Origin of the sequence: Mediterraneibacter hominis (assembly GCF_014287475.1) — a bacterium.
In the GTDB taxonomy this organism is placed as follows: domain Bacteria; phylum Bacillota; class Clostridia; order Lachnospirales; family Lachnospiraceae; genus Mediterraneibacter; species Mediterraneibacter hominis.
Map to the genome: position 1 here is coordinate 444788 of NZ_JACOPF010000002.1, position 24790 is coordinate 469577.

General features: G+C 42.3%; 22 protein-coding genes. 19 read left to right on the forward strand and 3 right to left on the reverse strand.

The window, feature by feature from the left end; all coding sequences use genetic code 11:
• The first annotated feature begins 1 nt into the window (after position 1).
• From H8S37_RS11595 to ydjG, 12 genes are all read left to right on the forward strand, one after another.
• Complete coding sequence (locus H8S37_RS11595; protein WP_186876227.1) at positions 2–946, forward strand: 5-oxoprolinase subunit C family protein; 945 nt, start codon at positions 2–4, stop codon at positions 944–946.
• A 20-nt stretch (positions 947–966) separates the two neighbouring features.
• On the forward strand, positions 967–1932 hold the full coding sequence (locus tag H8S37_RS11600) for a D-2-hydroxyacid dehydrogenase (protein WP_186876228.1): 966 nt from the start codon (positions 967–969) through the stop codon (positions 1930–1932).
• 295 nt (positions 1933–2227) lie between these two features.
• Positions 2228–3421 carry an ATP-binding protein gene (locus tag H8S37_RS11605; protein WP_186876229.1) on the forward strand — a complete coding sequence of 398 codons (1194 nt, stop codon included), beginning with the start codon at positions 2228–2230 and terminating at the stop codon, positions 3419–3421.
• A 356-nt stretch (positions 3422–3777) separates the two neighbouring features.
• Positions 3778–4248, forward strand: a complete 471-nt coding sequence (locus H8S37_RS11610) for a PTS sugar transporter subunit IIA (RefSeq protein WP_186876230.1) — start codon at positions 3778–3780, stop codon at positions 4246–4248.
• Positions 4249–4264: 16 nt separating this feature from the next.
• Positions 4265–4984, forward strand: coding sequence for an HTH domain-containing protein (locus H8S37_RS11615; RefSeq protein ID WP_186876231.1), 720 nt, complete (start codon positions 4265–4267; stop codon positions 4982–4984).
• Positions 4985–4998: 14 nt separating this feature from the next.
• Positions 4999–6228: a BglG family transcription antiterminator gene (locus tag H8S37_RS11620; RefSeq protein WP_186876232.1), complete on the forward strand. Its 1230-nt coding sequence runs from the start codon at positions 4999–5001 to the stop codon at positions 6226–6228.
• A gap of 91 nt (positions 6229–6319) precedes the next feature.
• Entirely contained in the window at positions 6320–6961 is a 642-nt protein-coding gene (locus H8S37_RS11625) for a class II aldolase/adducin family protein (protein ID WP_186876233.1), read from the forward strand.
• A 20-nt stretch (positions 6962–6981) separates the two neighbouring features.
• Positions 6982–7296, forward strand: coding sequence for a PTS sugar transporter subunit IIB (locus tag H8S37_RS11630; protein WP_186876234.1), 315 nt, complete (start codon positions 6982–6984; stop codon positions 7294–7296).
• Positions 7297–7311: 15 nt separating this feature from the next.
• The gene (locus tag H8S37_RS11635) at positions 7312–8580 is read left to right on the forward strand and encodes a PTS transporter subunit IIC (protein WP_186876235.1); all 1269 of its coding nucleotides are present in this window, start codon (positions 7312–7314) and stop codon (positions 8578–8580) included.
• 110 nt (positions 8581–8690) lie between these two features.
• A complete protein-coding gene (locus H8S37_RS11640) occupies positions 8691–9554 on the forward strand; it encodes a class II fructose-bisphosphate aldolase (RefSeq protein WP_186876236.1) in 864 nt (287 codons plus the stop codon).
• Positions 9555–9566: 12 nt separating this feature from the next.
• A complete protein-coding gene (locus H8S37_RS11645; RefSeq protein ID WP_186876237.1) occupies positions 9567–9827 on the forward strand; it encodes an HPr family phosphocarrier protein in 261 nt (86 codons plus the stop codon).
• Positions 9828–9914: 87 nt separating this feature from the next.
• Complete coding sequence (gene ydjG, locus H8S37_RS11650) at positions 9915–10907, forward strand: NADH-dependent methylglyoxal reductase (protein ID WP_186876238.1); 993 nt, start codon at positions 9915–9917, stop codon at positions 10905–10907.
• A gap of 53 nt (positions 10908–10960) precedes the next feature.
• On the opposite strand, the gene H8S37_RS11655 is transcribed toward ydjG, so the two are convergent.
• Genes H8S37_RS11655 through H8S37_RS11665 form a run of 3 tightly spaced genes read right to left on the reverse strand, consistent with a single transcriptional unit; the run spans position 10961 to position 14878 of the window.
• Positions 10961–11815: an alpha/beta hydrolase gene (locus H8S37_RS11655; RefSeq protein WP_186876239.1), complete on the reverse strand. Its 855-nt coding sequence runs from the start codon at positions 11813–11815 to the stop codon at positions 10961–10963.
• A gap of 22 nt (positions 11816–11837) precedes the next feature.
• Entirely contained in the window at positions 11838–13403 is a 1566-nt protein-coding gene (locus H8S37_RS11660) for a response regulator transcription factor (protein WP_186876240.1), read from the reverse strand.
• Positions 13400–14878 (reverse strand): sensor histidine kinase, encoded by a 1479-nt coding sequence (locus H8S37_RS11665; protein WP_207723939.1) that lies wholly within the window; start codon positions 14876–14878, stop codon positions 13400–13402. The genes H8S37_RS11660 and H8S37_RS11665 overlap by 4 nt, the downstream gene beginning before the upstream one ends.
• Positions 14879–15326: 448 nt before the next feature.
• Between H8S37_RS11665 and H8S37_RS11670 the strand changes: the two genes are divergently transcribed.
• Genes H8S37_RS11670 through H8S37_RS11700 form a run of 7 tightly spaced genes read left to right on the forward strand, consistent with a single transcriptional unit; the run spans position 15327 to position 24778 of the window.
• Positions 15327–16097, forward strand: coding sequence for an alpha/beta hydrolase (locus tag H8S37_RS11670; RefSeq protein ID WP_186876242.1), 771 nt, complete (start codon positions 15327–15329; stop codon positions 16095–16097).
• Between the two features lie 16 nt (positions 16098–16113).
• On the forward strand, positions 16114–16923 hold the full coding sequence (locus tag H8S37_RS11675) for an alpha/beta hydrolase (RefSeq protein WP_186876243.1): 810 nt from the start codon (positions 16114–16116) through the stop codon (positions 16921–16923).
• 15 nt (positions 16924–16938) lie between these two features.
• Positions 16939–18456 (forward strand): alpha/beta hydrolase family esterase, encoded by a 1518-nt coding sequence (locus H8S37_RS11680; protein WP_186876244.1) that lies wholly within the window; start codon positions 16939–16941, stop codon positions 18454–18456.
• A 15-nt stretch (positions 18457–18471) separates the two neighbouring features.
• Complete coding sequence (locus tag H8S37_RS11685) at positions 18472–19962, forward strand: hypothetical protein (RefSeq protein WP_186876245.1); 1491 nt, start codon at positions 18472–18474, stop codon at positions 19960–19962.
• A gap of 20 nt (positions 19963–19982) precedes the next feature.
• On the forward strand, positions 19983–21458 hold the full coding sequence (locus tag H8S37_RS11690) for an alpha/beta hydrolase family esterase (RefSeq protein WP_186876246.1): 1476 nt from the start codon (positions 19983–19985) through the stop codon (positions 21456–21458).
• Entirely contained in the window at positions 21455–22561 is a 1107-nt protein-coding gene (locus H8S37_RS11695; RefSeq protein ID WP_186876247.1) for a carboxylesterase family protein, read from the forward strand. Before H8S37_RS11690 ends, H8S37_RS11695 begins: the two co-directional genes overlap by 4 nt.
• Positions 22562–22594: 33 nt before the next feature.
• The gene (locus tag H8S37_RS11700) at positions 22595–24778 is read left to right on the forward strand and encodes a serine hydrolase (RefSeq protein ID WP_186876248.1); all 2184 of its coding nucleotides are present in this window, start codon (positions 22595–22597) and stop codon (positions 24776–24778) included.
• The last annotated feature ends 12 nt before the right edge of the window (positions 24779–24790 follow it).

A 24790-nucleotide genomic window follows, 5' to 3' on the forward strand; every position in this document is an offset into this window, starting at 1 on the left:
TATGGGAATTATCGTAGAAAACGGAGGAATCCTGACGACGGTGCAGGACGAAGGGCGATTCGGGTACCAGGCATATGGGGTATCAACTTCGGGACCGCTGGACAGCCGCGCTTTCCATATCGCGAATCTCCTTGTTGGAAACAGAATGGAAGAAGGCGCGTTGGAGATGACGTTTATCGGGCCGACACTTACCTTCACTTGCAGTAACATTGTCGCGGTGACAGGCGGTGATCTGACGCCGCTTCTGGATGGAAAGCCTTTCCCTATGTATCGGGCAGTACTCATAAAAGAGGGGCAGAAGCTGTCCTTTGCGGGCGCAAGAAATGGATGCCGCGGGTACATTGCCTTTGCAGGAGGCTTAGATGTACCGGAGGTAATGGGAAGTAAATCTACACTGATTAGGAATAAGCTGGGTGGAATTGAGGGACGCAAGCTGGAAAAAGGGGATAAAATTGGCTTTTGCCGGCCTAAGACAGAACTATCCGGTATGGAGCAGAGAAACGTGCCTGCGGACGTATACCCGCAGGGAGAAATTTCTCTTCGGGTTGTGCTTGGCCCACAGGAGGATGAGTTTACAGAGAAAGGAATACGCAGTTTTTTTTGGAACAGCGGTGTCATTACGAATGAATTTGACCGGATGGGATGCCGGATTGAGAGAGAGCCGATAGAACATAAGGGAGACGGGAATATCAATACAGACGGTATTTCCCTGGGCAGTATCCAGGTGCCGGCGAACGGAAAACCGATCATTATGCTCGCGGACAGACAGAGCACAGGCGGATACGCAAAAATCGGAACGGTAATTTCCGTAGATCTGCCTAAAATTGCGCAGAGCCAGCCGGGATATAAGGTGCGGTTTATCGAAGTGAGCCTGGAACTGGCACAGAGCCTGTACATAAGAGAGTGGAACCGGATGCATGAGTTGGATAAAAAATTAAACAAATAAAAAGAAAGGTGAAAAATACTATGAAAATTGTTGTATTAGACGGATATACAGAAAACCCGGGCGATTTAAGCTGGAGCGCGCTGGAGAAATTAGGAGAGGTGACAGTGTATGACCGTACCTCGTATATAGAGTCTCCGCTGATCGCGGAGCGTATCGGAGATGCAGAGATCGTTGTCATCAATAAGACGCCGATTTCAAGAGAGACAATAGATAAATGCGGCAATATGAAGCTGATTGCCGTCCTTGCGACAGGATATAACGTTGTGGATTATAACTATGCAAAAGAAAAAGGAATTCCCGTTGTAAACGTGCCGACTTATGGTACGCAGATTGTGGGGCAATACGCGGTAGGACTTCTTCTGGAAATATGTTCTCATTATGGACACCATGATAAAACGGTAAAAGAAGGAAAATGGGAAAACAATGCAGACTGGTGCTATTGGGATTATCCAATGATTGAATTATATGGAAAGACGGCGGGGATTATCGGATTGGGAAGAATCGGACAGGCTACGGCGAAGCTTTTAAACGCGCTGGATATGAAGGTGCTCGCCTATGATGCATATGAAAGCGAAGAAGGAAAGAAGCTGGCTACATACGTGACGCTGGATGAACTTTTTGCCAAGTCTGATGTAATCTTTTTACACTGTCCTTTGTTTCCTGAGACAGAAGGAATCATCAATAAAGAAAATATCAAGAAAATGAAAGACGGTGTGATTCTTATCAACAACAGTCGAGGACAGCTTGTGAAGGAACAGGATCTGGCAGATGCGCTGAACTGCGGAAAGGTATACGCGGCAGGGCTGGATGTTGTATCTACAGAACCGATAAAAGGAGATAATCCGCTGCTGAAAGCAAAGAATTGCTTTATTACGCCTCATATTTCCTGGGCGGCGCGGGCTTCCAGGCAGAGAATTATGGATATTACCGTTGAAAATATCAAGGCATTCATTGCCGGAAATACGGTAAACCGAGTGAATGAATAACCGGATATAAAACAGGAACAAAAAAGGATACTCTTTCCTTTTATATGGTGCGATATTTCCTCTGGGAGTAGTCAAGGGCTGATAGGGAAGTATTTTAAAAAATATGGTGTAACCTCAGTAAATGGGGTTATACCGTTTTCTTTTTTGGACAAAGGGTACTGTTTTGGACGCCCAAAATCGTCCGTCTTTTAATTTTATTGTTAATGTGGAAGTTTTAGATTGTACTTCCCAAAAATGAAATTATATTGTTTTTGGGAAGTGAGCGTGGTATAATAACTTTGCGAGGTGATTTCCTATGAAACTGATCGAAAGAAAACAATACTTAGATAAAATGATAGGTGTTATCGGAACTCCCGATATTAAAGTTTTGACGGGTGTGCGTCGTTCTGGCAAATCGAAGCTGCTGGAAGCGTTCAAAACCTATGTGCAAAAGAATATTGCTGACGCCAATATTATCCATATTAACTTCAATTTATCTAAGTATGACAACCTTAAAGAATACAAAGCGCTAAATGAATATATTGAAAGCAATTATGCGGAAGGCAGGGAGAATTTCGTTTTAATTGACGAGATTCAGATGTGCGATAACTTTGAGCTGTGTATAAACAATCTGCACGCAACGGAAATGTATGATCTTTATATCACGGGTTCCAATGCATTCCTGCTTAGTTCAGATTTGGCAACTTTGTTTACCGGCAGAACATTTGAAATTAAAGTATATCCGTTTTCTTTTGCGGAGTATGTTCATTACTTTAACTTGAAAGACAAATATACTGCATTCGATAACTATATGCTTGAAGGCGGTATGTCCGGCTCTTATTTGTATAAAGAGCAAGAGGATAGGTATGACTATATTGAAACTGTTTTTGACACTTTGATTTTAAGAGATATACGTCAAAAGTATAAAATTAAAAATCCTGCTTTGATGGATAGAATTTCTCAATTCCTAATGGATAATGTGTCCAACTTAACCTCGGCGAGAAGCATTACGGATACTCTTACATCGAACAAAGATAAAATCAATCATAAGACGGTTGGCAACTATCTGAATTACCTTTGCAATGCTTTTGCCTTTTATAAGTTCCGCAGATATGACATTAAAGGCAAAAAATATCTCGCGTCTAACGATAAGTATTATTTGAGCGACCACACTTTTCGATATGCCAAGCTCGGAACAAAAAACTTAGACAACGGCAGAATCATTGAAAACATCATTGCTATGGAATTGCTCAGACGCGGTTACGAAGTTTATGTCGGCGTTTTATATAAAAAAGAGATTGACTTTGTGGCACTCAAGAGAAACGAGAAAATTTATATTCAGGTTTCGGATAACATAACCCATCCCGATACCTTTAAGCGAGAAGTGGCTCCTCTGCTTAAAATCAAGGATGCCTATCCTAAGATGGTAATAGCACGGACAAGAAATCCTGAATATCAATATGAAGGAGTTAAAATTGTAGATGTGGCGAATTGGTTATTGAATAAATAGATTATTTCCCAAAAATGAAAAATTTTATATTTTGGATAACAATATTTTATCGCTTTGAAAAAATAAGGCACAATCAACGGATTTTTCTCCGAAGACTGTGCCTTGTTTCGTCTGTGTATTATTTCTGAATTCACGATTTCGATTGCTCGACTGCGAATGTTATTCATTTTTTGAACCCGTAGCATTTTGCCAGGGGGATTTTTTATGCCAGACTTCGCTGATATGGACAATCCTTCTATTCTAATATGTACGTTCTTCCTAAAAGCATAGGAAGAAACGAACTTGTATTCCAGAAGGGGAAAAACATATACTGAACGTAAATAGAAAATATTATTTTAAGAAGGAAGGTAGACTATATGGAAGAAAAGAAATCGTTATTCCGGAAAGATGCTGTTTTTTTTCTGGATCAGGAAAAACAATATGAAGGAGAAGATATTCTGCATTTTATAGGAAAAAGAATGGCAGAAAAAGGGTATGCAAAGGAAAGCTTTGAGCAGGCTTTAATTGAACGGGAGAAAAAATTCCCTACGGGACTTCAGACAGCGCCATATCCGATTGCGATTCCCCATGCGGATATGGGACATGCCAATGTGTCTTGTATCGGAGTTGTTCGTCTGCGTGGAAGCGCATGCTTTTCAGATATGGTGGAACCGGACAAAAAGGTACATGCTAAGTATATTTTTTGTATAGTTTTGTCGAAAAAGGAACAACAGACAGATATATTACAGGAGGTCATGCAGATCGCCGCGGATGAGGAGCTGATGGAAAAAATGGAACAGGCGGGGACAGAGGAAGAACTATATGATATGTTAAGCAAAAGAGGTTAAAGAAGGAGGACAAAAGATGTATCTGACTGAACGGCAAAAGAGGATTTTGTCGCTGCTGCTTGCTTCAAAGGAATGGATAACCGGGGCGGAGATAGGGAGAAGGCTTGGAATAACAGACCGCACAGTGCGTAAAGATATACGAGAGATTAACGAAGCGCTGAAGGAATACAAAGGTTCGCATATTGATTCTATACGTGGAACAGGGTATGTTTTAAAGACAAAAGAAAGAAAACGGATTTTGAAATATACAGGGAAGGGGAATGAAAACGAAACACTGCAAGGAAGGATTTCGAGCCTCGCATTAGAAATATTGACCGCGGATGAAGCCATATCCCTGGATGATCTGGAAGAAGCATTTTTTATCAGCAGGACAACTCTGGAAACGGCTATCAGACAGATCAATGAAAAAAGTATAAAGTATGGACTCGGAACTGTAATCAAGCATAAGAGGAATATGGTCTGTACGGAATGTCTGGAGGAGGAGCGCAGAAAAGGAATACATATTTTTCTGAAAAGACTGTGGGAAAGCAGGCAGATGGCGGAGGATGAGTTTGGCTTTTTAGACAAAAAGGAAATACAGGACATCCAACAGAGGGTATGGAAAGCTTTTGCGGCATATGCATTGAAAGTGACAGATCAGGATATGGAGGAACTGGTATTGTGGCTGTATGTACAGAGGCTTCGGATAATTACGGGGAATGGACTAAAAACTGAGAAAAATATAGGGGGGGGGTAGGAAAGAATGCTCCTTTGGTTATTAAGCAGCTTACAGATATGGTATTAGACAGTATGCAGGAAAAGTATCAGATTGTATATGCGCAGACAGAAAGACATGCTCTGGCAGAAGAACTCTGTAATATAAGGCTTATGAAAAAAGAGGAGCGTTTTACAAGGAATGAGATTATCTCTATGATTGAACCATGTTATATCGTTATTGTGGAGGAGCTGTTAAACGATATTAAAGACAGGTTTATGATCGATTTTACCAGAGATGACAAGCTGTTTTCTGATTTGGTGATGCATATCCGGTTTTCTGCCCGGCCGCAGCATGAGAATATGAGTCAGGAAGCATTTCTTCTGGATATGATTAAGAGCAGATACCCTTTCGTTTTTGAACTTTCTACATATATTTTCGGACGTATCTATGACGCCCTGGGGTTCGAGATGGATGAGATACAGTTAAGCTATGTGGCGGCACATTTGGGAGCAGCATTGGAAAGAATGGAACGGATAAACTCTACCAGTGATTTTACAATCGCCGTATGCAGTAATATGAGCATGGGAATTGTCCGTCTTTTAATGGCGAAGCTCCATTCTATGTATCAGACCCAGGCGAAGATCGCGGGGCCTTATCCATTGTATGACGTAGAAAATATGATGAAAGAAAAACCACAGCTTATACTTACAACCAACCTATATGGAATATTTGAAGAATTCGGTGTGCCTGTGCTGACGATCTCGCCAATGCTTGAGCCGGAAAATATTTTGCAGATAAATGAAAAAATAAAAAGTATCCGGCAGAAATCTGTCATTCTGTCTCCTGAGCACGAAATAGAACAATATTTTGAACGGGAACTGTTTTTCCCGCATATGGATTTTTCGACCAGAGAAGAAACATTGAAATTTCTGGCAGACAGAATTGTGGAAAAGGGATACGCCCCAGAGAATCTTCTGGCAGATATTTTAGAACGGGAGAGAATTGCGCCGACTACATTTTCTAATTATATGGCTATGCCGCATCCGCTGCATATGTGTGCCTATAAAACGGTCATAGCGGTGTCTACTTTAAAAAACAGTGTACTGTGGGGAAAACAGAATGTAAAACTGGTATTTCTTCTGATCGTAAGGAGCAGCGACATGAAATATATCAGCGGTTTCTTCGATATTACCTCCAAGCTGGCCAGCCAGAAAAAGAAAGTACAGCGTCTTTTGGAAATATCGGATTTTGATGAATTTGTAGAAGAACTTGTTCCTATGTGATACGGAATGAGACGGTTTTTAATCTGAAAAGGATCTGTATATAATGAAATCAGAAAAAACAAAGCGATGTAATGCTAAAGGAGGAATAATAATGAAATATCAGGAGACAAGAGAGAAAGTTCTTGAAATCGCGGTAAAATGTCTGGAAAAAGGATTGATTCATGGAACAGCAGGAAATGTATCCATGAGGGTTCCGGGAGAAGATGTGGCGATTATCACACCTACGAGAATTCCATACGATCAGCTCAAACCAGAGCAGCTTCCGGCAGTCAGCCTGCACGCAGAATGGCTTGAGGGGGAGTTTAAGCCTTCATCAGAAACCCCAATGCATACGGCAGTTTACAGAGCAAGACCGAATCTGAACGGTGTAGTACATACACATTCCATGTACGCGACAGTATTTTCTATATTGGAAAAAGAAATTCCGCCTATGATGCCGCCATCAACTCCGTACGCGCCTGTTCCGGTTGCACCGTTTCATTTACCTGGCTCGGAGGAGCTGGCGCAGTCGGCTGTAGAGGCATTAGGAGAGGACAAAATGGTCTGCACACTTCAGAACCATGGCCTTTTGGCAGCGTGTCCTACATTGGAAAGGGCTTTCTCAGCGGCAGAGTATATAGAGGAATGTGCGCAGCTTGCGTATTTAACACTGATGGCAGGCAAGATGAATCCGATACCGGATAAGGATGTACAGACACTGCGCGACCGTATGCTGAAAGGAATCGCAGTGTAAAAAGAGAGGAGGGAATCAAAATGGGAGAAAACTACCGTATTCTTGCAATTTGCGGAGCAGGACTTGCAACATCTACCCATGTGGCAAAGACATTACAGACAGGATTAGAACAAAGAGGGATTTCTACACAAATCCGTACATGTAGTGTGGCAGAGTCGTCAGGCGTTATGTTTCAGTATAAGCCGCATGTAATTCTGGCAACAGTTTCTGTTGATTCTATACAGCCCCCGCAGGATACGCCGGTTTATTCCGGTGTTCCGCTTCTGACGGGGATTGGTTCTTCTAAGGTACTAGATGAAATTGCAGAGTATTTGAAAAATAAAAATGCCGGATAATACAGGAGGTGTACTATGGATGCAGTAATGGATGTACTGAATAAAGTGGTGGATCTGGGAGCGTTTGTTATGATGCCGGTCATCCTGTTTATTATGGGCATGATTTTCAGGATGAAAGCCAGTGACGCGATCCGCGCCGGCATTACAGTCGGAATCGGTTTTAAAGGTATCTCTTTGGCAGCGGGCCTGATCAGCACAACAATGAGTCCCTTGGTAGAAACTTTGCAGGAACTATGGGGACTAAAGTTGGACGGAGTAGATTTGGGAGTACCGGTTATCTCTACGATGTCATTCAGCGACGGAAGATTTGTGCTGATGATGTTCGGCGGTGTTCTTCTTGTTAATGCAGTGATGCTCATACTGAATTTGACGAAAACACTGAATGTAGATATTTGGAATTTCTGGCATTATCTTTTTATAGGAAGTCTCGGAACACTCATATCAGGCAACATTTTTATAGGTTTGCTTGTAGGTGTAATTTATTCTGCTATTAACCTCGTGCTTGCCGATCGCAATCAGGATCTGATTTGTGAGGTATGCGGAGAACAGTATAGGGGATTGTCTTTCTGTACGATGGCATTTCCGATTCTGCTTCCTATCGGCAGGGCGATTAACTGGGTAATTGACAGAATTCCGGGTGTGCGTAATATCAATTTTAACTTAAAGAAAGTTCCTAAAAAGTTTTCCTTTTTTACAGAACCTATTATAATTGGGTTCGTAATAGGCGGGGCACTGGCTGCTTTGGCAAGATATAGCTGGGATCAATGCTTAAATGTAGGTATGACGATGGCTGCGGCAATGTTTTTGCTTCCCAGAATGATTTCTATACTGATGGAAGGTCTGTCACCGATCGCAACTGCTACAAGAGAGTTCATGGCAGCAAAGTTTCCAAAACGCGAGTTCCGGATTGGTATGGACTTTGCACTTCTGGTAGGAGACGCGGACATGATTACACTTGGAATGCTGTTTGTACCGATTTCATTGATTATGGCAGTATTACTTCCAGGTAACCGTGTACTTCCAGTAGTGGGATTGACGAACTTAGCCTATATGATGATGGCTCCGGTTATCTCGTCTAAAAGAAATATGTTCCGGGCGCTGCTGACAGGAATTATTATGGTTGCGCTTGTGTTCTTTATGGCAACGAGCCTGACGCCTTTGATTACAGAATTGGGAATACAGACGGGACTTGTAGAGGCAGGAGGAAACTATACATTATTTAATACAGGAGAACATGTAGGCTTTGTATTGCTGCAGATATTGAAATTGTTCTTCCCTTCATAAGACGACGGACAGGCGGTTTCGGCTTGTAATAAAGAGGTGAAAAAGCAAGAGCATGTGGATTTTAGTTCCATATCACTTGCTTTTTCTATAACAGCAGGAAAGGAGAAAGTATGGTAGTAAAAAGAGAAGAGATACAGAAGCTGTTCCGGGAAGCGGCGGACAAAGGAATTGCTGTTCCCCATTTTAACCATTCAGATTTCTGGGATATGTCATTTATAGTTGAGGCGGCAGAAGAACAAGGAGCACCTGTCATTATCGCCTGCCTGCCCAAAGTGATAGATGCGATAGGGATTGAAAAGCTTGGGACGGTCGCGAAAGTAGTGATGGAGAAAAGCAGTATTCCGATCGTATATCATCTGGATCACTGTCACAGTGTAGATACTTGCCTGAAAGCGGTAGATCATGGTTACAATTCTGTAATGATCGACGCGGCGGATCTGCCATTAGAAGAAAATATCAAAGCTGTAAAAAAAGTAGTGGACTATGCACATGCCAAAGGCGTGCATGTAGAAGCAGAGATCGGGCAGATAAAAAGCGCAGGCGAGGAAGGATATACGGTTGAGTCGGAACTTGCGGCGCTGGAAGATGCAAAAAGACTGGCGGAGGAAACCGGAGTAGATGCTCTTGCAGTTTCCATAGGGAGTGAGCATGGATTCTATCAGCATACGCCCAAATTAGATTATGCACTTCTGGAAAAAATACACGGTGTGATTCGGGTTCCGCTGGTATTACACGGCGGTTCCGGTATTCCGAGAGAAATGGTACGAAAAGCGATTCAAAAAGGAATACGGAAAGTCAATGTAGGTACCCAGATACGTTATACATATATAAAAACATTAGGAGAGACAATACAGAATATGGGAGCAGGCACCCACACAGCAGATATTATGGAAGCAGTAAAAATTCCGGTAAAGGAAACGCTGAAAGAATGGATTGTAACATGCAGGGGAGAAGCAAATAACGGCTGGAAATAGGAGGAAGAAAGTATGTATGCAAAAGAGGTAGAAATCGTAAATCCTACGGGACTACATGCAAGACCTGCATCCCAATTGGTAAAACGTGCAGAGAGATATAAATCAAATCTCCAGATAATCAAAGGAGAGAGAATCGTAAACCCTAAAAGTATCTTCAATATACTTGCGGCTGGAATGGGAAAAGGTTTGACTATTACCGTATGTGCGGAAGGTGAAGACGAGAAAGAGGCTGTGGAAGATTTGTGTACGTTTATTTCAGAGTTAAAAGAGTGATTAGAAGGTAAAATCAGGCGGAAATGTTAATGGATATACAGTGGCACGAAAAAGGCTGCTCCACAACAGAAGGAGAAATAAAAAACTATGAAAACAATGAAATTGGGAAAAACAGGAATAGATATCTCGAGGATTGGCCTTGGAACATGGTCCATCGGCGGGGGCTCTGCATGGGGCGGAGATCATGAACTGAAGACTGTAGTAGATACGATCAGGGAAGCGCCAAAGGTTGGAGTAAATCTGATCGATACCGCTCCAGGATATAATTTCGGAAACAGTGAAAAGATTCTCGGTAAAGCACTGGAAGGTATGAATCGCGAGGAGGTAGTCATTATTACCAAATGCGGTGTTACCTGGGATCAGGAGATGAAGGGCGATCTTTTCAATAAGGTCAATGGAATCCAGCTTTACAAAAATCTAAACAGCAAGTCGGTGAAAAAAGAAATTGCCGATTCTCTGGAACGCCTCGGTACGGATTACGTGGATGTATACATGACTCATTGGCAGGCAATCGAAGGCTCGGAGTATTATGTTCCGATAGAGAAGACGATGGATGTGTTAAATGAACTAAAGGCGCAGGGAAAGATCCGAGCTATCGGAGCAGCTAATGTGAACATACGTCAGATTGAGGAATACTTAAAGTGGGGACAGCTTGACATCGTACAGGCAAAATATTCCATTCTTGATCGGGGAATTGAAACAGACATTATTCCATGCTGCCGTGAGAACGGCATTACGATACAAGCGTATTCGCCGCTTGAAATGGGCCTGCTTTCCGGGACGATGCCGAGGGACTACAAGCCGGTAGGAGCGCAGATTCCGAAAAAATGGTTCCAGCCGGACAATATGCAGGCTGCAATGGATATGATGGATCAGTGGAAACCACTGTGTGAGAAATACCATTGTACGATCGCTAATCTGGCATTGGGCTGGATTCTGGCTCAAGGAGATTTCCTGAATCTGCTAAGTGGCTCAACAACGGCCGAGCAGATCAAAGAAAATGTAAAATCGGCAGAACTCGAGATAGAGGCGGATGATGTGGCGTTCATGCGTGAGCTGGCGGAAAAGACAGATAAGTAAAGAAGATGGAACTTTCAATATAAATTTAAGAAGGATAGTACACAGCGAAGCTGTTACCTTTTTAAAGGTAACAGCTCCTTTAATGCTATTTTTATATATTCGTCCCAGAGTATAAAATCATGGTCATATCCTTCTGGACAGATATAGTTTACGGGATAACCGAGTTCTTTGAGTATTTCTACATCTTTTTCAACGCGCGTTCTGATAAATTCATCGGAACCACATATGATATGGAAATCACACACAGGTGTATTATTTTGCAGGTTTTGTCTGGCTATATGAAAAATATTATAGGGGGAATTTTCTAAACAATCTGCATTTCCAAAGGAAGCATTGTATAAAGGAAAGTGAGTTTTAAAATGACTTCCGTTTAATTCCTCTTTTAATGTCTGTGTAGAAAGTGTCATACCGATTCCTCCGGATATATCGACGCAGGTGTGGAAAAGTTCAGGGTGCATTAAGGCGGTTCCGAGAGCTGCGTTTCCTCCCATGGCATATCCGATGATAAAATTATCTTCCCGTTTTGGAGAAGAAGCGAATAAGGACTGGATAACTACGGGCAGTTCTTTGGACAAAAATGTTTGATATTTTACCCCGTATTGTGTGTCTATGCCGAAAGAATTGCTTATGTTTGGCGTAACAAGCATGACATGGTTCTCCTGCGCATACCGCTCGGCATTGCTGTATCGATATGTAAGGGTATCATCATCACCGCCTCCATGTATTAAGTATACTGTCTGGAATTTCATTCCGGGTGTATATACTTTGGAATGTTTTCCCTCCATGCTCAGGGGAGACTCATTCGGAGACTGCTGGTAATAGCTATAGTGATCGGTTGGATAGACGATAGAGATGTCTACATAGTAACCTAAGCTTTGGCTTCTGAAATTAAAACGCATATAACTCATAAATAATCCTCCTTTCAAACATTTAATTTCCCTCTCCGTATTTCTTACGGTATTCACTGGGAGTGACCCCTTCATGTTTTTTAAACATTTGCGTAAAGTGCGAAAAATTACTGTATCCAAGTTCTGACGCCACCATACTGACAGGGATATTTGGATTTTTCAGCAAATCTTTTGCGGCCTCTACTTTCACCCGGAGGATGTAGTTTTTTACATTTTCACCGGTTTCTTTTTTGAAAAGTTTTGAAAAATATTCCGGACTGAAGCACACATATTCCGCCACGTCCTTTACAGATATATCTTTGGAAATATTTTCTAAAATATAGTCGATAGAACGCTGTACCGTATCCTTTGATTCATCCTCGCAGGAGGCTCCGGATATGGCGTTAATCAGATATGAAATTCCTTTTTTTAAGGCTTTTACATCTTTGAAACAACTCATATACTCATTGTAATTATAATCTTCCGAAAACAAGCTCATAATATCTATTTTACGGTTGTAGGAATAGATAAAAAACAGCTTGGTCAATTCCTGGTGGAACTGGGAAAGCGTTTCCAGGTTAAAATGATTCAGGGACGTATTGTAATCTAAATAAGAAAATATATTTTCTTCCAGGGAGGTAAACTGGCTGTTCTTAAGTAAACGTGTCCAGCGTGCCACATTTTCAGACAGGCTCATATTTTCAGCAACAGATATGCCCTGTTCTGAGAAATAGAGCCCTGTTTTTTTTGCGACATTATTTAAGGCAGACTGGTGTCCCGGCAGTATAATGTCACGGATATTTTTTACCTGGTTACAGGGCGTGACATAACAGGATATTTCAGGAGAAATATGTCCTGTAATATCTTGATAGAATACATCAAAAAGTTCTTTTGAAACTGAGCTTGCAGACGGTATGTCTGTGATAAGCAGAAGAACGAACTGCTTAAACCGGTTCAGACAGATTAAAGGATAGATGTTTGGAGCAGTAAAGGTTCTGGCTGCGCCTTCCATGATAGAGACAAATAAGGAAGAATCAGAAAACACTGGATCAGTAGAATATACATAAGGATAAATATCAATAATAACAGCCTGTACAGAGGAATCGTTGTTTAACATATAACCCATTTGGTTTAAAGAAGCCAGGGAGTGTTCTTTGTTAGCTGGATTAGAAGAAAATAAGTTCAATACAATATTGCTCAGCACTTCCAGCCGGTAATAATCGGAAAGCTGTTTTTGAGTGAGCACTTTTGAGACCGCCCGTGCCAGTGCGTTTTCGATCTCGTGATAAGGGGCGGGCTGCACAATATAATCAAAGCATCCAAGTTTCATGGCTTCTTTGGCGTAATCAAAAACAGCGTGAGAAGTCAAAAGGATACGAACGAGAGCAGGATAGTTTTCTGCCGCCCATTTGTTTAACATCAACCCGTTTTCCCCTGGCATTTCAATATCAGACATGAGAATCTGGATCTTTTGAGATTTCAGAATTTTCTTTGCATCTGAAACATTGGTAGCAGTATAAACATGGCTGATTTTAAGCGAGTTGAAATGGATGCCGTGCAAAAGGCCGTCCAGCACAGTTATCTGATCGTCTACAATCAATAGATTCATTTATTTTGTTCCTCCTTAGGCGGCAGCGGAAATATCGGCGCGCAATCTTCTTTGAGAGGTAAGTATATCAAAGCGCAGGCGCCTCCTGCCGGTTTGTTATAAAAAGCAAATCGATAATGTGATTTATAAATAAGAGAGACTCTATGCTTCAGATTTGAAATCCCTACATGCTCTCTTGCAAATAAATCATATTCAGAATTGTTTAACCGTTCCAGGACATCCGGAGCATATCCTATTCCGTTGTCGCTTAATAAAATTTGCATGACAGTTTGTCCGTCCAGTACTGTAGATTCAATTTTTACATCAAAAATAAGCAGCTTTCCCGATTGCTTATTATATTTTGCGGTGTTCTCAAGAAATGTTTGGATAAGGAGGGAGGGAACCTGATATTTCAGCAGAGTCTCATCTGCCTGTATATTAAGGATAAAGGGATTTACACGATCTAAAAGTATTATATTATAGTAATCATTGACTTCAGTCAGTTCTGATTGCAGGGTGACAAGCTTTAAATTGTCGTGAAAAATATATCGAAGATGATTTGAAAATGCGATAATCATCCTTTGCATCTTCATATATTCTTTGCTTTCCAGCATATTATAAAGACTTTTTAAGCAGTTCACGAAAAAGTGAGAGTTTGTCTGCAGCTGATAGTATTGTAACCGAGCGTGATTTTTTTCAAATGCTTCTGCCTGCTTTTCATTTGTCAAAATAATTTTCTGATTAATCAGATGTGCCAGAGCAAGGTTAATATTCTGATATTCGATGATATTGCTGTGACTGTATTCTAAAAAAGAAGACGGATCGTTTTGTTCCAAATGCTTGGTGGCGGCATTAATCCTGTCTAATGGATAAAGTAATATTTTGTTAAAGGAATAAAAAGTATAAATGAAAATTACGCAAGACAGGAGTGCGAGTATCACAAATAAAGCAGTGGCAACTTTGGCAAACTGTCCAATATAATTTGAGCGAAAAAGACAGAACATACTGATATCGGTGCCGCTTATGGGAGCGGTCATAATATAATGTTCAGAAAAGAAGTGGTTTTCGGGCTCCTTTAATTCTTTAAGCGTAATATTTTTGAGGGGGGGGGTACTGTGTTCAACCATTAATTTGTCATCACTAAAAAACCCGAACTGTATAGAATTAAAATCGGGTTCATTATATTCTAAAAATTCATAATTTTCCAAATCAATTACAGTACAGACGTATACATCCCGAACCTTTAACGCTTTCATAAGAACAGGGTGATATCCTTCTTCAAACAGAAGCCATCTGTTATAATCCCCGTGCGCCTTATCCAGCCAATACGCCTTTAAAAGATCTTTTAACTGATAAATATAGTGAGGGGCGTCATGGAAGAATGATTTTCCGGAAACTGCGGCGGAAACATTCTGCTCTTGATCAAATATAAAGATGCTTTCATAAGGAGTTACCTGGCGCTTCAGCATTTCAGTAACATTATATTGCAGAATCACTTTTTCAGTATCCTGAAGATTTTTTAAGGTCAGCAGTTGGAAAGACTGATCTGAATAACATAATTTTTGCTGAAATGAGGCACATTTGCTCATTTCTGTTTCCAATGACTGTGAGTAATAATCTATAGTGGCGGATGTATTATATCTCATTTGCGTAAAGTATGAGTTTACCATAATTATACAATAAAGAATAAGTATAACGGATGTACATGAAAACAGAACCAGAAAGTACCGATATAAAAATTTCCGCAGGGAATAGGGAACTTTTTTCTTAAAAAAAATCATGAAAACACCTCTGTGTAACGTTTACATATATTTACATGTATTATACTAGCAAAGGGAAAACCTTAAGTCAAGAAAACGATAAAATAAGACGGAAAAACGAAAGTGTAAACGTTTGACAATATGAGAAGATAAGAATAGAAAACAGTAAAAAGGAGGAAACGAAATGGCGTATTTAGAACTAAATGCTTTATCCGTAATTTTATGCGGTTCCTTTCGTGCCAATGTTTATCTGCCGGAAATGGATAAACTAAATCTTAAAGATGAAAGACATGAAAAGAAATACCCGGTATTATGGCTTCTTCACAGCGAAGGAGGGAGCTGTCTGGACTGGAACAAAACAATGGCGGAAGCATGCGCCGCCGAATATGGAATTATTATTGTCGCTCCTGACGCGCAGCACTCTCTGTGTACAAATATGGAGTACGGACCGAAGTATGAAGACTTTCTCGCTAAAGAGCTGCCAGGCATTGTAAGGAATAATCTGCCGGCAGCAAAGGAAGCAGAAAAGAATTGGATCGGCGGCGTTGGGACAGGGGCTTATGGAGCAGTAAAAGCGGCTATAAAACATCCGGAGGTATTTTCCAAATGTATCGCGCTGGACGGAATTTTTGACATGGAAAAAATCTGCAGACAGGCAGAGGAAGACAAGCCGACAGGTATTTTCCATAAGGAGGAATCTTTAAAAGCAGTTTTTGGAAGTCTGCAGGCGTTTAAGAATAGTGAGCATGATATATATGCGCTTGCGGAAAAATGCGGCAAAGGTAAGTTTTATATTGCAGGGACAGACACATCACCTTATGCAGATGAAAGAAAACGCCTGGCAGAGAGATTGAAAGAAAAAGCATACTATGTAAGAACAGAAGGGGAAATTATGAATTTTGGAGAGCCTGTGGCGCTAAAGAACGCGGTCAGATGGCTGCTTGATAAAAAATAGAAGGAGGAGAGAAGAGATGGCAAATTTCAGGCTGCACTATTTTTCAGAAGTGCTTCAGATGAACGTAGGAGTCAATGTAATTATTCCGGAAAATACATGGGGACATTCTCTGGCGGATCGTCCGGAAGGATACCGTTATCCGGTATTATGGCTCCAGTCAGGCGGAGGCTTCGACTATACAGACTGGCAGAGATACACTGCGCTGGAATTGTATGCGGCTGAAGCGGGAGTGGCAGTTGTCTGCAGCGGGACATACTGTTCTGGATATATGGATACGAAACACGGAGACTTCAAATACTTTACACAGCTTTCTGTAGAGACACCGGCAGTAGTACGGCATCTGTTTCCTCTGTCAGAAAAACCGGAAGAAAATTATATAGCCGGTTTCTCCATGGGCGGGTATGGAACATTGAAATGGATGCTGCGTGATCCGGAAAAATTTGCTGCGTTCGGTCTGTTTTCCGGAATTAAGAATGTACCGGAAATGATCCCGGAAAAAGAAGACAGAGAAGATCCGCTTTATATGTTTGCCGCCGCATTCGGGGACGCCAAAAATACATTGGGAACAGAAGACGACGTGGTCTATATGCTGAAGAAACAGTTGGCGGCGGGAAAGAAAATGCCGAAAGGCTATATGGCTACAGGCGTTGAAGATACGCACTATGAAGATAATGTCGCTTTCATGGATAAATACGAATCCATGGGGCTGAAGTTTGAAAGGGTTATCGATCACGGCGCGCACAACTGGGAATACTGCAACCGGCATGTCAAGAAATTCTTAGACTGGCTGGACATTCAGGAAACATTCCAAAGAGATGCTGAATAACAGGAGGGTGCATAGATGGGAAAGATGATTTTAAGACCGGGAATACCAGATGATGATAATAGAGAGTATTTACCGGAGAAATTGAAAGAATCTGAGATCGTAGTAAACGAGAATGGAAATAACTCCCAGCCATATCCAAAAAATTTGAGGGAGTTTCATGGCGTGATTGCAGACGGCATCACAGATGAATGGTATGTGTATGTGCCGGACAGCTATTATCCCCTGAAGAAAACCCCGTTGGTGATATCCCTGCATGGAGGGATGATGACAGGCTGGGGACAGGCAGTATATACTTCCTGGACTCTGGCAGCAGACAGAGACGGCTTTATCGTTATATTTCCGAATGCAAATTATAACAGATTCTGGCAAGTACAGTGGGGAACATGGGAGACAGATCCAAATCAGCATACGCCCGGCTCTATGGAAGGGGAGCCGCCGGGAGTGCGTTCCTGCCCGAAAGATATAAACGAAAATCATGATATAAAACTGATACTTGGACTGATTGACCTGATGAAGAAAACATATAACATTGATGAAGGAAGGATCTTCATGCAGGGTATGTCTATGGGAAATATGATGACCGGGCTGTTTGCAAGAAATTTCGGGAATGTGCTTGCAGGGGCGGCAGGCTCAGGGGCAGCGGCCTTCTTATCCCTGGTGTTTGATAAAGAAGAAAAGATTGTCAATGCAGGAGGGCCGCTTGCTGTCTGGCAGTCAAGACCTGAACTCAACGCAATTCCCCCTAAACGGGAATTGGAAAAGAAAGTGCATAAATATAACAGGCTGTATTGGATGCGGATCAATGAATGTGAGCATATTCCTCAGATTACAATTCAGGGAGAAAATAATCTTGCTTTTTACAAAGGAAAGAAAGCGGATATGGTCTATTACGACATTAAAAACCGGGATCACGGACAAACATTTGACGATGCGGCATTAGTATGGGACTATCTTTTTTCCGGAATCAGAAGGGAAAAAGATGGAAGTATTGTATCTATACAGCCGGCGCGGGAGAGAAAAGGCGACACATTTGCTTTTGCTGTCACGACAGACAGCGCAAATGTGTGGTTTCACAACCATATTGAGAAAATATCGGGGGCTGTGCGTAAGTGGAAGAAAATGAAGTACCACGGACTAGACGGCGGACAGAAAGTAAGAGGAGAATACCATATGGTACCGCTGTCGTTCTTAGCCAGAGCGTTTGAAGCGGAACTTACATATGAAGCAGAAAATCTGTCAGCATATATGCGGATGCCTGACGGAAGAACCTTACAATTTGTCAGAGGCAGCATTGGCTGTGTTGCAGATAACATGCTGCTGCAGATGTACTGTGAGGCGCTGTGCCGCGAAGAAGAAATATATGTTTCCGCTGCATGGTTTTCAGAGATTATATGTAATATGCATGTTTCGGAGTGTGAAGACGTCCTCTATGTGACAGACCATGCCAATAAACTGTCGGCAAATATGGCGGATCTGATAAAAGATATGCTGAAGGGCACCATTGTACCGGATAATTATGAACAGATGTTGTGAGAGGAGGAACTGAAAATGGAGAATAAAATTACGATATTACCGGGGACACCGGATGACGCAAACAGGGAGTATTTGCCGGAGTCAATAAAAGGATCGGATATTGTAGTAAACGAGAATGGAAACAATTCTCAGCCATATCCCGAAAGACTGCTTGAATTTCACGGTATCATGGGAAATGAGACGGAGGATGAATGGTATGAATATGTGCCGGAATGTTATGATCCGTCTAAAAAAACACCGCTTGTGTTCGCTATGCACGGAGGACTGATGACCGGATGGGGGCAGGCGGTTTATACTTCCTGGACAATGATTGCTGAACGCGACAATGTAATCGTAGTATTTCCCAATGCCCATACCAGGAGGCTGTGGACACTGGAAGCGACAGAAGTAGAACGAAAAGCAGACGAACAGATGCCGGATGACATCAAACAGAATCTGGCAGATAATGCGAGTAATCCGGATATTAAACTAGTATTTGCGTTGCTTGCATATTTAAAGAAAAAATATAATATTGACGAAGAACGGATTTTTATGCAGGGGATGTCCAACGGGAATATGTTTACCTCTCAATTTGCAAGATACTTTGGAAATATTCTGGCGGCAGCGTCAGGGGCAGGCGGCGGTACGCCAAATCCGCGGCTTTTATACCAGAACGGGAAGCTGAAAAATGAAGGCGGACCTGTGGGAATGTGGACTTCTATTCCAGAGAAGAATGGCTGTCCGCCCTGGTGTGAGTTTGAGGACAGGCTGATTTATCAATATACAAGAACATACTGGAACGAATTAAACGGATGTACGTCAGATCCTGAAATCAGCATTATTGGAGAAGATGCGTTTGCGTTCTATAAAGGAGAGAAGGCAGATACTGTATTTTTTGAAATAAAAAACAGGGATCACGGGCAGACATTAGATGAAGCAGCGATTGTGTGGGATTATTATTTCTCCGGACTCAGGAGAAAGCCAGACGGAAGTATTGTGGATGAAGGATCGCGTCTTCCACGTAAAGGAGACGCGTTTGCGATTGCGGTGTCCGATGGAAGCGCAGCAGCATGGGTGGCGAATAAACGGGTACAGATGAAGACACCGGCGATAAAGTGGCAAAAATTAAAATACCATGGATTAAACGGCGGGCAGAAAGTAAGAGGAGAATATATCTGTGTACCGATTTCTTTTATCGCTCAGGTGTTTGGACTTGAATATACATATGAAAAAGACGGGGCAGTTGCCTGGCTGTACCTGAAAGACAAAAGAGAATTACAGTTTGCAAGGGGCAGCATTGGCTGCATCATCGATAACGATATCCGGTGTATGTATTGTGAAGCATTGCACAGAGACGGAGAGCTTTGCATTTCATTTGAATGGTTCGCGCGATACATAGCAAATCTATGTGCGTCTAAATGTGAGGATGTTCTGTACGTGACGGATCACCATGCCGAATTAGGAGAAAATATGGCGTTTCTTATCCATAATCTGCTGCATGATGTACAGGAGAAAGGTCTGCAATAGAGAAAAGGAGGCAAGTATATATGGCAGAAGTAAAAATTTTGCCGGGAATACCGGATGACGATAATAGGGAATACCTTCCCGAAAAATTAAAAAATACGGATATTGTTGTAAATGAAAACGGGAATAATTCTATCGTATATCCCAAACGACTGAAGGAATATAGGGAGATTGTCATTGATGGTGTAGAGGATACATGGTACGAGTATGTTCCAGATACATATGATGCAAAGAAAAAGACGCCGCTTGTTATAGGGCTTCATGGAGGACTGATGACCGGATGGGGGCATGCGGTGTATACTTCCTGGACGCTGGCGGCGGATCGGGAAGGATTTATCTGCCTTTTTCCTAATGCGCACGAAAAAAGAATGTGGGCAAATTACGGAGTGTTTGATAATTTTGACCCCGCGGCAGCTCCGGATCTGCCGATTGTCCAGCCGCCGGAAAATATAGAAGAGAATCACGACATGAATCTGATTCTGGCGCTGATCGAAAAGATGAAGGCAAAGTACTGCATTGACGAGGGCAGAATTTTTATGCAGGGGATGTCTATGGGCAATATTATGACAGGACAGTTTGCACGGCAATACGGCGATATTCTGGCAGGCGCCGCAGGCTCTGGCGGACCATGCGAACTGAAAAATCTGTTTGATAAAGAAGGAAATATTAAAAATAAGGCAGGACATCTGGCGATTTGGCAGTCCAGACCGGAAAAAAACGGACTTCCTCCGGGAAAAGAGTACGATGAATTTGAAATCAACAAAAAGAACCGCATATATTGGATGAAAATAAATGCGTGTGAACCAATTCCTCAGATCCGTATTATAGGAGAAGACAATTTTGCATTCTATAAAGGAGAAAAGGCGGATTTAGTCTATCTGGATATAAAGAACCGGGATCATGGGCAGACGCTGGATGAAGCATTTTTATACTGGGACTATCTGTTTTCTGGTACAAGGCGTAACCCGGACGGTACGATTACACATGAAAAAAGCAAGATAGAAAGAACAGGCGACGCGTTTGGCATTGCAATGGCAGAAGGATACGACAGAGCGTGGTATAAAAACCAGATCGTGCCTTTACATACAAAAGTGGTGAGATGGAACAAGCTGAAATATCACGGACTAAATGGTAAAGAGCTGGTAAGAGGTTCTTATCTGTGTGTTCCGCTTTCTTTCCTTGCGGATGTATTTCAGGCATCTTACGAGGAAAAGGATAATGCTGCAGTTGTAGAAATGAGTCTGCCGGACGGGAGAAAATTACAGTTTGCAAGAGGCAGCATCGGCTGCGTGATTGACGATACGGTCAGAAGCATGTATTGCGAGGCGATTCAAAGAGAGGGAGAACTGCTTGTCTCAGTGGAATGGTTCGCAAAGTATTTTTATGGTCTGCAAGTATCTGAATGTAATGGAGTAACGTATATTACAGATCATTTTGCAGATTTGTCCACGTTCATGGCAGATTTAATAAAAGATTTATTCAAGGGGGAAACGATATGAAAAAAGTAGCGGCATACACACATATAGACGATTACGGACAGACAGTTGACAGTCTGAAACTTATAGCAGATAATGAAATAAACAGCGAAGATGTGTCAGTTGAACTGCAGGGAAATTATTGTGATTTAAGCGGCAGGGCTTTGTCGAAAGGAATTTTGTCTGTAGAGAAAGAAAAGGACGGTATCAGGCTGACGGTGGATCCATTCTTATACAGATATGATTTTAAACTGACAGGTAAGATTGGAAACGAAAGAATTGAAATTACAAAGGCAGAAATAGAGGAAGTCGTTGTAGAAGGACTGGATGCATTTACTGCAAAAAATGAACATGGAGTTCTTTACCGGTTATATGAACCGGAAGCATCATCACCCAGACCGCTTGTACTCTTTCTGCACGGAGGCGGAGAATGTGGCGGGGACAATCTTCTTCAGATGACAGGCACGCTTGGAGCATTAAAATTAGCGCAGAGATGGCCGGAGATGTATGTAATGGCGCCGCAGGCTCCGGCAGGGACCCTCAGCATGGAAGAAAATTTTGAGGTGATGAAAAAGAGAGGGAATCCGTTCCGCGTTGAGATAGGAATGACTCCCTTCGCGCTGAAAGGAGAGCGGGGCTGGAACAGGGACTATCTGGGAAAAGTGGCAGATATTATCCGGCATATGATTGCGGAGAGAAAAGTAGACGCAAGGAGAGTATACGTAATAGGTATGAGCATGGGAGGCGGCGGTACGATAAACGCAGTTTCTGCTGCCCCGGATTTATTTGCGGCGGCGCTTCCGATATGTCCAAGTATGAATGGAGAGAGTTATGCGCAGCTGCTGCACTGGCCCGAAGTACCTGTGTGGATTTCTACCGCGTATATGGATCATCAGCATGGACGGCATGCATACATTTTAAATGCATGCAGCAACTTGTGGGAAAAAGGCAGAAGAGATGTGAAATATACGATTTATCTTCCAGAAGAACTAGAAAAGTACGGAATAGGCACGACACAGGGACTCAATGAAAAGGAACTGGATGCGGAAAACCACAATAGCTGGATTTTAACATTACATAACGAAAAGGGAATGTTAGACTGGATGATTTCCCATGTAAAAGAATAAAAGGGATAAATAAAAAAGAGGGTATTGTTTTATATGGCAACGATTAAAGATGTAGCAAAACACGCGGAAGTTTCGATCGCGACTGTATCAAGGATAATCAATAACAGAGGACCTGTAAGCGATAAGACCAGAAAGAAAGTATACGATTCTATGCGGGCGCTGCATTACCAGCCGAATGAGATGGCGAGGGCGCTGCAGAAGAAAAAGAGCAATATGATAGGATTGATTGTTCCTTCTATACAATACCCTTTTTTTGGAAAACTGATCGAGGCGGCGGAAACAATATGTCAGCAAAAGGGGTACAAACTCATGCTTTGCCGAACCGGAGAAAATGAGAACAATGAGACAGAGATGGTATCCATGCTTGAGGCGAATAAGGTCGATGGGATTATACTGTGCAGCCGGTTGGGGGATACTGCGATTTATACAGAAAGAACAACTTTGCCGATTGTCAGCATTGACAGAGAAATAGCCGGATTGTCTATGATTACGTCAGACAATTATGAAGGAGGATGTCTGGCGGCAGAGGAGCTATATGCCGCGGGCTGTTCTCATCCGGCGCTGTTTGGAGATAAAACACCAGATTATATGGCGATGAACGGCAGGAACAGAGGATTTTTTGAAAAGTGTAAGAACCTGGGTATGACAGCACATTATATTCCTGTGACCTGTGCTTTAGACAACAGGGAGGAGGCAGCGGAAAACTTTCTGCAAGGGTTGAAATTATATCCAGAGACAGACGGTGTTTTTGTCACAGGGGATGCATTGGCGGCAAATCTTTTTTGCAGTTCCAGAATAAAACAGAAACAGATTTTTAACAAGCTTCCGATCCTTTCTTATGACGGACTGGAAATTTCAGAGTTGCTTGGCATTAGTACAGTTGCGCAGCCGATTTATGAGATGGGAGCGGCTGCGGCAGTCCAGCTTACGAAAGAAATAGAAGAACAAGAGGAACAAAGACGTGTGGTTCTCCCGGTGCGCCTGATCAGACGAGAAAGTACACAAAATTATAAGAAGGGCGGTAACATAGCGGAGATGGATTTTGAGAAGTTAACAGAATATATAGATTCGTTGTATGAGAAATACGGAATCCCGGCTGTAGACTGTAAGATTACAAAAGAACATAAAACAATATACCGGCATATGACTGGATACGCAGATTTTGAAAAGACCTCTGCGATCAGCGAGGAGACAATCTATCGACTGTTTTCAGCAACAAAAGTGATTACCATGACAGCCGTAATGCAGCAGATTGAAAGAGGAAAAATATCCCTGTATGATGAGGTGAGAAAGTACCTTCCGGAATTTGGACAGATGAAAGTCGCGGATTGGTTTGAGTTTGGGTTTCCTGTAAAATGGCCAAAGTCGTCTGAACCATGCCATTACGCGCATCATGCGATTCGCATCATTGATTTGATGACGATGACAGGCGGACTGTCATATGATGTAAACGCAAAGGAAATAGAAGATGTTCGTAAAGAAACGAGAAATAAGGCAACGACAAGAGAAGTAATGAGAGCAATCGCAAAGATGCCTCTTGCATATGAGCCGGGAACCAGATTTTGCTATAGCCTGTGCCATGATGTTCTGGCTGCTGTTGTAGAAGTGGTTTCAGGAGAACAGTATTCGGAATATTTAAAGAAAAATATTTTTGAGCCGCTTGGCATACAGGATTTTTACTTCCATCCAGGGCAGGAGAAGAAAACAGCGGACAGAGTGTGTGCGTTATATAGAGGCATTTTTGGTACAGACGATATAACGGCGGATGATGGGGAACTTTCCGGTGGTTTTCAGATTACAGACAATTACGAGAGCGGCGGCGCCGGACTGTCTGGCACAACGGATGCGTACAGCGCAGTGATAGATGCTCTGTGTAATGGCGGAACCGGAAAAAATGGCGCGCGTATACTTTCGGAGGAGTCAGTCCGTATGTTTTCCGTACCGTATACAACGGGGCAGATGAGCAAAGATTTCGCGGCAACTGGGAAAAGGGGATATGAATATGGCCTGGGTGTCCGCGTGCTGACAGACGGAAGATATGCAAAGTCTCCTGTCGGTGAGTTTGGATGGGATGGCGCGGCAGGCGCGTATGCATTGATCGATCCGGTAAATCATATCAGCATTTTTTATGTACAGCATGTAGTCGGTTTTCCAAAAGCATACAGCGAGATACATCCGAAGATACGAGATATAGCATATGAATGTATGGGGGATTAGATAAAGAAAGCC